The sequence below is a fragment of the Microbacterium commune genome, from assembly GCF_014836945.1.
GTDB classification, from domain to species: domain Bacteria; phylum Actinomycetota; class Actinomycetes; order Actinomycetales; family Microbacteriaceae; genus Microbacterium; species Microbacterium commune.
The window spans coordinates 74,171-87,492 of record NZ_JACSPX010000001.1 but is presented as its reverse complement, the minus strand read 5'-3'; the positions used below and the strand labels follow the sequence as shown (position 1 = coordinate 87,492).

General features: G+C 68.2%; 13 protein-coding genes. 11 read left to right on the top strand and 2 right to left on the bottom strand.

What is annotated here, in order from left to right; all coding sequences use genetic code 11:
• Nucleotides 1-20: 20 nt before the first annotated feature.
• Together ilvC and H9633_RS00440 are read left to right on the top strand one after the other, a co-directional pair.
• Nucleotides 21-1,049, top strand: a complete 1,029-nt coding sequence (gene ilvC, locus H9633_RS00445; protein WP_191711725.1) for a ketol-acid reductoisomerase — start codon at nt 21-23, stop codon at nt 1,047-1,049.
• A 105-nt stretch (nt 1,050-1,154) separates the two neighbouring features.
• Nucleotides 1,155-2,414 (top strand): alpha-L-fucosidase, encoded by a 1,260-nt coding sequence (locus H9633_RS00440; RefSeq protein ID WP_191711724.1) that lies wholly within the window; start codon nt 1,155-1,157, stop codon nt 2,412-2,414.
• An 11-nt stretch (nt 2,415-2,425) separates the two neighbouring features.
• Here the strand turns inward: H9633_RS00440 and H9633_RS00435 are convergent, their stop codons facing one another.
• Nucleotides 2,426-3,562, bottom strand: a complete 1,137-nt coding sequence (locus tag H9633_RS00435) for an ROK family transcriptional regulator (RefSeq protein ID WP_191711723.1) — start codon at nt 3,560-3,562, stop codon at nt 2,426-2,428.
• A 164-nt stretch (nt 3,563-3,726) separates the two neighbouring features.
• Between H9633_RS00435 and H9633_RS00430 the strand changes: the two genes are divergently transcribed.
• The 7 genes from H9633_RS00430 to H9633_RS00400 are packed head-to-tail and all read left to right on the top strand — an operon-like array spanning nt 3,727 to nt 11,484.
• A complete protein-coding gene (locus H9633_RS00430; protein ID WP_225211016.1) occupies nt 3,727-4,989 on the top strand; it encodes an ABC transporter substrate-binding protein in 1,263 nt (420 codons plus the stop codon).
• Between the two features lie 41 nt (nt 4,990-5,030).
• Nucleotides 5,031-5,942, top strand: coding sequence for a carbohydrate ABC transporter permease (locus H9633_RS00425; protein WP_071640890.1), 912 nt, complete (start codon nt 5,031-5,033; stop codon nt 5,940-5,942).
• On the top strand, nt 5,932-6,855 hold the full coding sequence (locus H9633_RS00420) for a carbohydrate ABC transporter permease (protein ID WP_071640888.1): 924 nt from the start codon (nt 5,932-5,934) through the stop codon (nt 6,853-6,855). Before H9633_RS00425 ends, H9633_RS00420 begins: the two co-directional genes overlap by 11 nt.
• A 7-nt stretch (nt 6,856-6,862) precedes the next feature.
• A complete protein-coding gene (locus tag H9633_RS00415; protein ID WP_191711722.1) occupies nt 6,863-7,804 on the top strand; it encodes an ROK family protein in 942 nt (313 codons plus the stop codon).
• Nucleotides 7,805-7,862: 58 nt separating this feature from the next.
• Nucleotides 7,863-9,401: a M81 family metallopeptidase gene (locus tag H9633_RS00410; protein ID WP_225211078.1), complete on the top strand. Its 1,539-nt coding sequence runs from the start codon at nt 7,863-7,865 to the stop codon at nt 9,399-9,401.
• A complete protein-coding gene (locus H9633_RS00405; protein WP_191711720.1) occupies nt 9,395-10,738 on the top strand; it encodes an alpha-L-fucosidase in 1,344 nt (447 codons plus the stop codon). Before H9633_RS00410 ends, H9633_RS00405 begins: the two co-directional genes overlap by 7 nt.
• Nucleotides 10,735-11,484 (top strand): copper homeostasis protein CutC, encoded by a 750-nt coding sequence (locus H9633_RS00400; RefSeq protein WP_191711719.1) that lies wholly within the window; start codon nt 10,735-10,737, stop codon nt 11,482-11,484. The genes H9633_RS00405 and H9633_RS00400 overlap by 4 nt, the downstream gene beginning before the upstream one ends.
• A 7-nt stretch (nt 11,485-11,491) precedes the next feature.
• Here the strand turns inward: H9633_RS00400 and H9633_RS00395 are convergent, their stop codons facing one another.
• Nucleotides 11,492-12,406 (bottom strand): hypothetical protein, encoded by a 915-nt coding sequence (locus H9633_RS00395; protein WP_191711718.1) that lies wholly within the window; start codon nt 12,404-12,406, stop codon nt 11,492-11,494.
• Between the two features lie 68 nt (nt 12,407-12,474).
• On the opposite strand from H9633_RS00395, the gene H9633_RS00390 reads away from it, so the two are divergent.
• The gene (locus H9633_RS00390; protein WP_191711717.1) at nt 12,475-12,942 is read left to right on the top strand and encodes a hypothetical protein; all 468 of its coding nucleotides are present in this window, start codon (nt 12,475-12,477) and stop codon (nt 12,940-12,942) included.
• Entirely contained in the window at nt 12,939-13,286 is a 348-nt protein-coding gene (locus H9633_RS00385; RefSeq protein WP_071640878.1) for a hypothetical protein, read from the top strand. The genes H9633_RS00390 and H9633_RS00385 overlap by 4 nt, the downstream gene beginning before the upstream one ends.
• The last annotated feature ends 36 nt before the right edge of the window (nt 13,287-13,322 follow it).

Genomic DNA, 13,322 nt, shown 5'->3' with positions numbered 1-13,322 from the left:
AAGCAAGGAGAAACAACACCGTGAGCACCGAGATCTTCTACGACGCAGACGCTGACCTCTCGATCATCCAGGGCAAGAAGGTCGCGATCGTCGGCTATGGCTCGCAGGGCCACGCCCACGCCATGAACCTTCGCGATTCCGGCGTCGAGGTCACCATCGCCCTCAAGGAGGGCTCGAAGTCGATCGTCAAGGCGGAGGAGGCGGGCTTCCCCGTCAAGAACGTCGCCGACGCAGCCGAGTGGGCCGACGTCATCATGATCCTCGCGCCGGACCAGCACCAGCGCACGATCTACAACGAGTCGATCAAGGACAAGCTGACCGCCGGTAAGGCGCTCGCCTTCGCGCACGGCTTCAACATCCGCTTCGGCTACATCGACGCCCCCGAGGGCGTCGACGTCATCCTCATCGCCCCCAAGGCGCCCGGCCACACCGTTCGTCGCGAGTTCGTCGCCGGCCGTGGCATCCCCGACATCATCGCCGTCGAGCGCGACGCATCGGGCACGGCGTGGAACCTCGCGCTGTCGTACGCCAAGGCCATCGGCGGCACCCGCGCCGGTGTCATCAAGACGACCTTCACCGAAGAGACCGAGACCGACCTGTTCGGCGAGCAGGCCGTGCTCTGCGGTGGCATGAGCCACCTCGTGCAGGCCGGCTTCGAGACGCTCGTCGAGGCGGGCTACCAGCCGCAGATCGCGTACTTCGAGGTGCTGCACGAGCTCAAGCTCATCGTCGACCTGATGTGGGAGGGCGGCATCGCCAAGCAGCGCTGGTCGATCTCCGACACCGCAGAGTTCGGCGACTACGTCTCGGGCCCCCGCGTGATCGACGCCGGTGTCAAGGAGCGCATGCAGGGCGTGCTCGCCGACATCCAGTCGGGCGCGTTCGCGAAGCGCTTCATCGAGGACCAGGACAACGGCGGCGAGGAGTTCCTCGCCCTTCGCGAGAAGGAGCAGGGCCACCCCATCGAGGCGACCGGCAAGGAGCTGCGCTCCCTGTTCGCCTGGAAGTCGCAGGACGAGGACTACGTCGAGGGCAGCGCCGCGCGCTGATCCGATTCTCGGGAGGGAGGCATCCGGTTCGCCGGGTGCCTCCCTTCGTCGTCGGCCTGGCAGATTCCTTCTCCAGACATCCGATGTCTGTGCGAGGATGGACGCATGCGACAGGACTGGTTCACTGAGGCGCGGTTCGGGATGTTCGTGCACTTCGGCATCTACAGCGCCGCCGCCCGGCACGAGTGGGTCCAGAACTACGAACGGCTCACCGACGACGACTATCGGCAGTACTTCGAGCACTTCGAGCCCGACCGGTTCGACGCTCGAGCGCTCGCGCGGCGCGCGAAGGCCACCGGGATGTCGTATGTCGTGCTCACCACGAAGCATCACGACGGATTCTGCCTGTTCGACTCAGCCCTCACCGACTTCACCGCGCAGACCGCGTGCGGTCGAGACCTGGTGCGCGAGTACGTCGATGCGCTGCGCACCGAGGGTCTGCGGGTCGGGCTGTACTACTCGCTGATCGACTGGCATCATCCCGACTTCACCGTCGACTGGAATCACCCGCGCCGTGACGACCCGAACGCCGCAGCGCTGAACGAGGGTCGCGATATGGCCCGCTATCGCGAGTACCTGCACGGCCAGGTGCGAGAGGTGCTGACCGGGTACGGGGCGATCGACTACCTGTTCTTCGACTTCACCTATCCCGACGATCGCGACGGCTGGGCCGGCAAGGGCCCGCAGGACTGGGATGCGGCAGGACTGCTGGAGCTGTGCCGCGATCTCCAGCCCGACATGCTCGTGAACGACAGGCTGGGCATTCCCGCCGATTTCGTGACCCCCGAGCAGTACCAGCCGACATCTCCTCTCGTCGTCGACGGGGTGCCACAGGTGTGGGAGGCCTGCCAGACGCTCAACGGCTCGTGGGGCTATCACCGCGACAACACCGATCAGAAGTCACCGACCCTGCTCGTGCAGATGCTCGCGGACTCCGTGTCGATGGACGGCAACATGCTGCTGAACGTCGGTCCCGACGGGCGCGGCGCACTCGCGCCGCGAGACGAGCGCACGCTCGACGAGATCGGCGAATGGATGCGGCTGCACCGCGACGCGATCGTCGGTGCGGGGCACGCCGGGATCACCCCGCCGCGCGAGGGCGTCTACACCCGCCGCGGGAACCGCCTCTACCTGCACCTGTTCAGCTGGCCGCTCGGCTTCGTGCATCTGCCCGAGCTCGCAGGAAAGGTGACGTACGCTCGCCTGCTCGACGACGGCTCGTGGCTGAGAACGTCGGCGGCCGATCCCGACCAGCAGGCCTCGCACATGACGCCGGCCGGCGAGGCGGAAGGGACACTGACCGTGCACCTGCCCGTGCGGCGCCCCGACGTGCTGATGCCCGTGATCGAGCTCACCATGCGCTGAGCGCAGACTCTTCACGCCGCGGGCAGCTCGAGGGCGTCGAGTGCCAGCCGGGCAGCACCCAGGACGATCGCGTCCGCGCCGGTCCCCGCGGCTTCGATGCGCAGGTTCTGCGTCGCCAGGGGGTGGCATGCCTCGTACACGCGGCTGCGCACCGCGGCGAGGAAGGGCTCGGAGGCGCTCATGCTTCCCGTCAGGAATACCGCGTGCGGGTTGAAGAAGTTGACCATGCCGGACAGTGCCTGACCGAGATGCGTGCCCGCGGTGCGGACCAGGGTCGTGGCGATGGGATCGGCATCGCGAGCGAGCGCCAGCACCTGTTCGGTCGATCGGATGCCGGGGACGTCGCGCTCGGTGATCTGTCGCACCAGGCTGGCGCCGCTGGCGACCGTCTCCAAGCAGCCCGTGTTGCCGCAGGAACAGGGAACGGCGCCGCCCCCGTCGATCTGCGTGTGAGTGATGTCGCCGGCCGCGCCACTCGCGCCGCGGTACACGTGGCCGTCGACGATGATGCCGCTGCCGATGGCGGTGCCTGCCTTGACGGTGATGCTGTGCTGCGATGTGCCGAATTGCGCCCGGTGCTCACCGAGGGCGGCGAGGTTCGCGTCGTTGTCGACGACGACGGGCGCGCTGCCGAAACGTCCGCGCAGGTGCTCGTCGACGCGGAACCCCGCCCAGCCTGGCATGCGCGAGGGCTGGTCGACGCTGCCTGAGCCCGTCCGCACCGGGCCGGGAAGGCCGACGCCGATAGCCCGGACGGTCGCCCCGGTCACCATCTTCTCCATCGCCGCCGCGACGAGGGCAAGCGTGCGTTCCGGTCCTTGGGTGAGATCGATCGGGATGCTGTGGGTACGCTGGAGCGCCCCGGACAGACCGTGGCGCCCGAGGCGTGCGTGCCCACCGCCGAGGTCAGCGGTGAGGACGACACCGCCATCGTCGGCGACGCGCAGCATCCGCGGGCGCCGTCCGCCTCGCGAGCTGCCTTCCCCGGCCTCCTGCAGTATCCCCGACTCGAGCAGCGCCTGCACACGCAACCCGACCGTCGACGCGGCCACTCCGAGCTGATCGGCGAGTTGCGAACGCGAGCGGGCGCGCCCGCTCGCGACGAGGTCGAGGATCCGGCGGGTGTCGTCTGGTGCTGCGGAGGCCATGGGCTCGTCTCTGGTAGGTATCGGTTCGGCAACGCTGGCCAGACATCCGATGTTCGGCTTGCGCTTGGCATCGAATCATGACACGGTACCTTCCTGCAAAACAATCAGATGTTGTTTCGAATGTCGAAATAACTCGTCAAGAACCCTGTGCAAGGAGGCATTCAATGAAGAAGATGCGGGTGAGCGCCGTAGCGGCGATCGCGGTGGGCGCAGTCGCGATGACCGGCTGCGCGAGTGGCAGCGGAGCATCGAACGGTGGAGCTGATGGAGACGCCATCGTCGTCGACATGTGGTCGGGCAGCGAAGAGGACACCGCAGCGCTTGAGGCCCAGATCGAGGTCGCCAAGAAGCAGAACCCCGACATCAAGATCGAGCTGCGCACCGCGCCCTGGGGTGACTTCTTCACCAAGCTGACCACCAACATGGCGTCGGGCAACATGGCCTGCGTGACCGGGATGAACTCCGGTCAGCTCGCCAGCTACACCGACGGCTTCCTCAAGCTCACCGCCGACGACCTGAAGACCGCAGGGCTCGCCGAGAGCGACTTCGCCGACGGCGCGACCGAGATCCTGAAGAACAAGGGCGACATGTACGGCCTGCCGTTCGACGTCGCGACCATGCTGGCGTACTACAACGAGGACATGCTCACCAGCGCCGGCGCCGAGCTGCCGACCGTCGGGTGGACGTTCGACGACTTCGAGGCGATCGCCGCGAAGGCGACGACCGGCGGCAAGTACGGCTTCGGCATCGGCATGGGCGACTTCCAGTGGCAGGCCCTGCCTATCGCCAAGTCGGGAACACAGCCCGTGGCCGAGGACGGCACCCTGCAGCTCGACGACAAGGACTTCGTGTCCGCCTCCGAGTGGTACGCCGGGCTCGTCACCGACCAGAAGGTCGCCGCCCCGGTGGCATCCGCATCCGACACGGGCTGGGGAGAGAACCAGTTCACCGGCCAGAACGCGGCCATGGCCGTTGACGGCACGTGGAACGCCGTGGGCTACCTGACCAACGATGCCGGCTTCAAGGCAGGCCTCGCCCCGCTGCCCACCGGCGAGAGCGGAGACCTCAGCCTGATTCTGGGCTCCGGCTTCGGCATCGCCAAGTCGTGTGAGAACAAGGAGGCAGCGCTGAAGGTGCTCGGCTCGCTTCTCAGCAAGGACGCCCAGGACTACATCGCGTCGTCCGGCCGCAGCTACCCCGCACGCGCGGAGAGCCAGCCGCTGTACTTCGAGTCGCTCGATGAGGCGTACCGGGATGAGGTGCAGTCGGTGTTCGAGGCCGCCTTCGCGAACGTGCAGGGCCAGTACGTCTCGGACAACTGGGCCAAGGTCGGCACCTTCGTTCAGCCCGAGCTGGTGAGCGTGTACAACGGCCAGACGTCCATGTCGGACGTGCTCTCCTCGGCGCAGCAGCAGTTCGGCAACTGACACATCGATCCGGGGCATCAGCCCCGACTAAGGAAACGCAGATGACCACCTCGACCGCCCCGCAGCGTCGTCGCGGGTCGTTCGCCAAGGTCGAGGCGCGCCAGGCGCTGGGCTTCGCAAGCCCAGCCCTGGTGGGCCTCGCCCTGTTCACGATCGTGCCCGTCGTCTTGTCCGTCGTGATGAGCTTCTTCGACTGGCCGACGTTCGGCGAACGCACCTTCAACGGCGGCGCAAACTACCTCCGCCTGTTCGACGACCCGAACTTCCTCCCGTCGCTGCGCAACACGCTGGTGTTCACGGTCCTCTACGTCCCGATCAGCATCGCGCTGTCGCTGGCCCTCGCTCTGGGTCTCGGACCACGGATCCGCGGTCGGGGTGCACTGCGAGTGCTGTTCTTCATCCCCGTGGTGACGCCGATGGTCGCGAACGTGCTGGTGTGGAAGATGCTGCTCCAGCCGCAGGGCCTGTTCAACGGGCTGTCGCAGACCTGGTTCGGGGTCGAGCTGCCCAACTTCCTCGCCGATCGTCAGTGGGCCATGATCATGGTCGTCGTGATGAGCGTCTGGCAGGGACTCGGCTACAACATGCTCATCTTCTCCGCAGCTTTGGAGCAGCTGCCCGAGAGCGTGGTCGAGGCCGCGCGCATCGATGGGGCACGTGGACTGCGCATGATCTGGAACGTGATGATTCCGATGATCTCACCGGCGATCTTCTTCGCCACGATCATGACGATGATCACCTCGCTGCAGGTCTTCGTGCAGCCGCAGCTGCTCACCGGCGGCGGACCGGGCAACTCCACCATGCCGCTGGTCATGTGGATCTACAACCAGGGCTTCAAGTTCCAGGACCTAGGCCTCGCGGCTGCCGGAGCCTGGATCCTCTTCGCCCTCATCATCATCATCACCGCGCTGCAGTTCGGAGCGCAGAAGAAGTGGGTGCACTATGAGCACTGACACCGTCGTGCAACCGGTTCTCACCGCCGCACCCGACGACGAGCAGGTGCACGTGGAAGGCCGTCGCGGTCGCGCGCCGATGACGCGTGCGGCTCGTGTGCGCCTGATCATCGGCCACGTCACCATCTACGTCGCGGCCGCGCTGTTCATGCTGCCGCTGGTGTACGCGTTCTTCTCTGCGCTGAAGCCGAACAACGACATCTTCTCGATGCCACCGCGCCTGATCGGCTCTGAGATCCGCTGGTCCAACTTCGCGGATGTGTTCGCCTTCGGTCCGTTCTGGACCTACATCGGCAACTCGCTGTTCGTCTCCGTGGCAGGCACCCTTGTCGTGCTGCTGGTCTCGACCACCGCCGGATACGCGTTCGGGCGGCTGCGCTGGAAGGGCCGCGACGCGGTGTTCGTGCTCTTCCTCGCCACTCTGATGGTGCCCGCCGAGGTGCTCGTCATCCCGATGTTCCAGGTCATGCAGTGGTTCGGCTGGGTCGACACCTATCAGGCCCTGATCTTCCCGTTCGCGTTCACCGCGTTCGGCACGTTCCTGATGCGTCAGTTCTTCCGCGGCATCCCGTACGAGCTCGAGGAGGCGGCACGCGTCGACGGTGCCGGGCCCATCCGCTCCTTCCTGCAGATCATCCTGCCGCTGTCGACGTCGGCGGTGGCGGTGCTGGCGGTGTTCACCTTCCTCTCGTTCTGGAACAGCTACCTGTGGCCGCTGATCGTCACGGTCGACTACAACGCGCACGGCACGCTGCCGGTGGGTCTGGCCAGTTTCTCCGGTCTGACCGGCACGCGCTGGGACCTGCAGATGGCCGCATCGATCATCTCGATGATCCCGACCACGCTGTTGGTGGTCGCGTTGCAGAAACACCTGGTCAAGGGCATCGCCATGGCCGGGCTCGGTGGGCGCTGATCTCGGTATGACACAGCATCACGAGACCGATACGACGCCCGGTCACGCCGGGATCGACATCGGCGGTACGAAGATCGCCGCGCTCATCGTCGACGAGTCGGGAGCGATCCGCGCGCGCGGAACCGTGCCCGCTCCGGCGCGCGAGGGCGGCTCGGCCATGGCCGATGCCGCAGCCCGGCTCGTCGAGGGCCTCGCCCGCGAAGCCGCCGTCCGGCTTCGCAGCGCCGGCGTCGGCGCCGCGGGTGTCATCGACCACCAGACGGGCTCCATCCGTGCGGCGTCGGCGACCTTCGTCGACTGGGCGGGATTCCCGCTCGGCCACGAGCTCTCCGCGCGATTGGAAGTGCCGGTCGGTGTGGAGAACGATGTGAACGCGTTCCTGCTCGGCGAGGCGGCCGCCGCCGGCATCCGCGACGACGTCCTCGGCGTCATGCTGGGCACCGGGGTCGGGGGAGCGGTGATCATCGACGGGGAGCTGCGTCGTGGACCGCACGGCGCCGCGGGAGAGATCGGCCATACCCCCGGGTACAGCGATCTCGTCTGCACCTGCGGGCAGATCGGGCACCTCGAGACCCTCGCCTCCGGCACATCCATCGGGCTGCGCTACGCCGAACGCAGCGGCCGGCATGTCGGCGGTTCGCGCGAGGTCGCCGTCCTCGCCCGCGAAGGGGACGCCGACGCGTGCGCCGTCTTCCACGCCGCGGGGCGCGCGCTCGGCCGTGCCTGCGCGAGTGCGGCCACGCTGCTCGACCTGCCGCGCGCGATCGTCGGCGGGGGAGTCGCGCACGCCTGGGAGCTGCTGCGTCCGGGAATCGACGACGCGCTGCGCACCGATGCCCCCGTCTCGGGCATCCCCCTGCACATCCTGCCCGCCCGTCTCGGCGGCGACGCAGTGGCGCTGGGCGCCATCGAGACCGCGCGCAGCCTGGCGCTGGCTGCGGCATCCTGACCACCTCTCATCCGAAGGAGCGACAGTGACCGACCGACCCGAAGCCAGCGAGATCTGGATGGGCCCTCTGCCGGCCCTGACCGAGGGCGGCCTTGCGGCGCCGCGCATCGGCATCGCCGGTATCTCCATCGAATCCAGCACCTTCTCACCGCATGTGTCCGGAGATGAGGCGTTCACGATCCGCACCGGCGAAGAGCTGATCGGCTATTACCCCTTCCTCGACGCCGGTCGCGAACTGCGCGAAGCCGCGACCTGGGTGCCGCTGTACCACGGACGTTCGCTGCCCGGCGGAGCGGTCGACCCCGAGACGTACCGCCGCATGAAGCAGGCCATCCTCACCGCGATCCGCGCCGAGGGCCCCTTCGACGGCTTCTTCTTCGACATCCACGGCGCGATGAGCGTGATCGGGATGCAGGACGCCGAGGGCGATCTCGCCGCGGCGGTGCGCGAGGCGCTCGGCCCTGACACCCTGATCTCCACCTCGATGGACCTGCACGGAAATGTGTCCGAAGTGCTGCGCGACGAGGTCGACCTGCTCACCTGCTACCGGATGGCCCCGCACGAGGACTGGCTGAACACCAAGGAGCGCGCCGTCTGGAACCTGCTCGCACGCCTGCGCGGCCCGCACGGAGCGGATCCGGCGCTCCGCCGCCCCTACAAGGCCTGGGTGCCGGTGCCCGTGCTGCTGCCCGGCGAGAAGACCTCGACGCGGCTCGAGCCGGCGAGGAGCATCTACGCCGAGCTGCCCGGCATCGAGGCGATGGAGGGTGTGGTCGACGCATCCGTGTGGATCGGATACGCGTGGGCCGACGAGCCGCGTTGTCAGGCTTACGTGGTCGTGATGGGCGACGACGAGCAGCTCATCGCACGCGAGGCCGAGCGCGTCGCCAGGATGTTCTGGGACGCGCGTGAGGGCTTCGTCTTCGTGGCGCCGACCGCGTCGCTCGATGGTGCCCTCGAGAAGGCGCTCGCACCGGATGCCGCCCGGCCGTACGTCATCTCCGATTCCGGCGACAATCCGACCGCCGGCGGGGCAGGGGACGTCACCTGGACGCTGGGCGAGCTGCTGGCGCGCCCGGAGCTGACCGACGGCTCGCGCACCACGCTGGTCGCGTCGATCTTCGACGCTCCGGCCGTGCAGGCCGCCCGCGAGGCGGGTGTAGGCGCGACCGTGACGCTGACCGCCGGTGCTCGTGTGGATGCGGGCCCGCGAGGCCCGGTGCAGATCACCGGTCGGGTGCACTCGCTGACGGACGGCGATCCGGACGCCGGCATGCAGGCGGTCATCGCCGTCGGCGGGCTGCACGCGATCATCACCGAACGACGCAAGCCCTTCCACCACCTGGACGACTTCCGCATGCTGGGACTCGACCCCGAGTCTGCTGACATCGTGGTGGTGAAGATCGGCTATCTCGAGCCTGAGCTCTACGACCTCGCGGCCGACTGGACGCTCGCCCTCACACCGGGCGGAGTCGACCAGGATCTGCTGCGCCTCGGCCATCACCACCTGCTGCCCGGGGTGTTCCCCTTCGACACCGACGGGAGGCCGACACTCACCGCTCATGTGAGCCGACGAGAGGAGACGCACGCGTGCTGAACTTCGAGACCCGCACCGGACCCGACTTCGGCGCCGACAGCCCCGTGTACCCGAGCAACGGCGTGCCTGACTGGTACCGCGATGCGAAGCTCGGCTTCTTCGTGCACTGGGGGCTCTACTCGGTGCCGGCCTGGGCTGTGCAGCACGGCGAGGGAGTGAACATCCCCGCCGAGGACGCGTACGCGTGGCATCAGTACGCCGAGTGGTACGGGAACACGGTGCGCATCGCGGGCAGCCCGACGTGGGAGCGCCACCAGCGCCTCTACGGGCCGGGCACATCGTACGAGGATCTCGCCGACCTGTGGGACGCGTCGGCCTTCGACGCCGATGCCTTCGTCGCGGAACTGGTCGGCGCGGGCGCCAGGTACATCATCCCCACCACGAAGCACCACGAGGGCTTCTGCCTCTGGAACACCGCGACGACCGGGTTCAACTCGGCCGCCCGTGGGCCGCGCCGCGATCTCATCCGCGAGTTCCACGACGCCAGCCGCAGGGCGGGGACGCGCTTCGGCGTGTATTACTCCGGTGCGCTGGACTGGCATGTCAGCGACTTCCCGCCGATCGAGTCCGACACCGACCTGTTCCGCTTCCGACGCAACGACGAGCACTTCTCGCGCTACTCCGCGAAGCAGCTCGAAGAGCTGATCGAGCGGTTCTCGCCGGACGTGCTCTGGAACGACATCGAATGGCCGGATGGAGGGAAGGGCCACGACGACTTCGCCGTGGCCGCCCTGCTCGGGCGGTACTTCGACGCGGTCCCCGACGGCGTCGTCAATGACCGATGGGGAGTGCCCTACCATGGCTTCCTCACGCGCGAGTACCGCCACATCCCTGGCATCCTGGAGACACCGTGGGAGTCGACGCGCGGACTCGGGTACTCGTTCGGATTCAACCAGGCCGAGGATGAACGCCATTCGCTCTCCGGCGCCGAGCTCATCCGCATGCTCGTCGATGTCGTGTCGAAGAACGGCAATCTGCTCATCAACGTCGGTCCCGCCGCCGACGGATCGATCCCCGACCTGCAGCGTGCGGCGATGCGGGAGATGGGAGCCTGGCTCACACAGAATGGAGCGGCCGTCTACGGCACCCGCCCGTGGATCCGCTTCGGCGAGCCGCTCGTCCCCATCCGATACACCGCATCTGCGCAAGGGGTGCACGTGCACGCACTGGACCCGTCATCCGGCGAGATGCCCCTGCCCGCAGAACTCGCGGGTCGCGAGGCGCGGTGGGCCGACGGCTCGATCGCCGAGTCGGCTCCGCGCGGCGATGGGGCTTCGGTGCTGACCATCCCGGACGCTCTGCGCAGCACGCCGGTCGCGGTGGCGACGATCTCATGAGCTCACCGGTGGCGCTCGAGATCGCGGTACAGGATGCTGTCGGCGCGCGCATCGCATTCGACGCCGGCGCCGATCGGGTGGAGCTGTGCCAGGCGCTCTCGAGCACTGGAGGGCTGACACCGTCGGCGGGCACGATCGAGGCGGTGCTCCAGGCCGCTCAGACCGGCGCGAGGGTGGCCGTGCTGGTTCGACCCCGGCCGGGCGGTTTCGTCTACGACGCCGATGAGATCGCGCTCGTGGCAGCCGACATCCGAGAGGTGGTCCGACGCGGGGCCGGTGGCGTCGTCGTCGGCGCGCTCACCCCCGCGGGCCGGGTGGACGAGAGCGCGATGCGACGCTGGGTCGACGCGGCAGATCACGTCGATGTCGTGTTCCACCGCGCCATCGACGTGATCTCCGAACCCGCCTCTATCATGGACGCTCTCGCTGGTCTCGGCGTGCGTCGAGTGCTCACGAGCGGCGGTGCGGCGCGAAGCATCGACGGCGTCCGGGTGATCGAAGACATCGCCCGTGGCTCGAGGGGACGTATCGAGGTCATGACCGGCGGGGGAGTGCGACCGCGGGACATCCCGCGTCTGGTGCGTGCGGGCGCTGATGCCGTGCACCTGTCGGCACGGGCATCGTCGTCGGACTCGGCAGCTGCGGGGCCGGGCGGGGGCCTGACGGGCTTCGACGTCACCGACGCGGCGATCGTCGCATCGGCTCGCGCCGCGCTCGACCGCGCCATGGTGGACGTGCCGGGGTGACCCCGACTCAGGCAGCGTCCTCCACGACGATCGGCGCGGTGTCGCCGTCGGACCACTCGGGCGCCGGCAGAGTCACCGTCTCGCCGGCCTGAATCTGGCGCAGGGCATCGGCGATCTCGTCTGAGTTCGCGGGCACGGGCAGGCCGCACTTCTCCAGCTCGGACGCGAACTTCAGCGTCAGGCGCTGCTTGCCAGCCTCGACGGCCTGAGCGGTCGTGCCGTACCTGATCTCGCTGCCGGTCTGGATATCGGGAACCTGATCGCACACGTGGAAGACCTTGCCGCCGTCGACCCAGGTGACCACGTCCGCCCCGAGCAGCTGGATCACCGTCGACTGGTCGGCGGTGTACTTCTCCACCGACGGAGGGTTGGCGTCGACCCCGACGATCGTGGCGATGACGGCCAGCACGATCCCGACGGCGCCGGCGATGCCCTTCTGCCGTCCGTCCATGTCCTTGTTCAGGAAGATCATCACGATCAGCGGCAGGAACGCCACCACGGCGATGATGGCTCCGAGCTGATTCTGCACGAAGAAGCGCACGGTGTCGGATCGCTCTGCCGGATCCAGACGATTCGCCTTCTTCCAGAGGATCGAGCCCCCGATCGCGAGCGCGGCGATGACCACGAGCATCACGAGCAGAGTGACGAAGGCCCACTGCGGGAACGTCGTCTCGACGCCGTCCGCCACCAGCAGTCCGCTGTCGGGGTCGCGCCTGAGCTCGCCGTCGCCTGTCGTCTCGCGCTGCCTCAGCAGCCAGAAGATCGCGACGGCCTCCGCCGTGATCGCGACCGCCCAGAGCCCCGCGGCGATCAGACGCAGCATCGTCGCTCTCTGCGTGGCCTCGGCCGTCGGGCGCCAGGGGCGCTCGCCCGCGTCATGCCCGTCGCGGGCGGTGGGGACCGGTCTGCTGTCGTCTGTCACGTTCGTCCTCCCGGATGCTGTGAGCTGAGCATAGTGGGAGGGGGGATCGGCGTGGGTACGCTGGAGGGATGAACCCGGACCCTGAGGATGACGCTCTCAGCTGGGAGGGCGACGACGCGCTCGAGGCGCGCCGCCCCGACCCGCGCCGTGCACCGAGCGCAGATGTCGCTCACGGTGGACCGGCGGATCGTGAACCGGCAGATGCGCGAGCCGCAGAGGTCGATGACGAGCCGCAGGGGATAGGCACCGCGACGCTCGTGCTGCTCGGCATCTTCGGGGGTGTCTACCTGCTGTACACGATCGGCTGGGCGATCGGGGGAGTGGGGATGCAGGCGAAGGCCATGTTCATGCTGCCCGCCCCCCTCTATCTCGCCAGCATGTGGATCGCCGTGCTGGCTCCCGCGCTGTGGTTCACGGCCGCTCTGATGCTGACCCGTGGGGGCAGGGACTGGGTGCGAATCAGCGCGCTGGTGGTCGGTGCGGCTCTTCTCGTGCCGTGGCCCTTCGTCGTCGCCGGGGGAGGGGGAGCGCTGTGAATGAGGACACTCCGACCGCTTCGCGCACCGACTCCCGTCTCGGCAGCGCGGTACGCGGGTTCGCCACCGGCATCCTCGGGCTGGCCCACGCGTTCATCATCTGGAACGCTACCTTCTACCTGATCGAGATGGCTCAGGCGGGCATCAGCGGGTACGGCTGGACCGTGCTCTCGCTGCCGGTGATCGTGCCGATGATCGTGTTCGCGGTCGCGCTGCTGCTCGCTCGCCGACGCACCCTCGGGGTGTTCATCGTCACGCTGCTCGCCGGCCTCGGAGTGAGCGCGGTGTTCTGGCTCGACACGCTGAGCTTCGCACTGCGCAACGGGGCGTCGCTGCTCGGCTGATCGGCCTGTCGACTCGGACCGTCACACGGTGGGGTG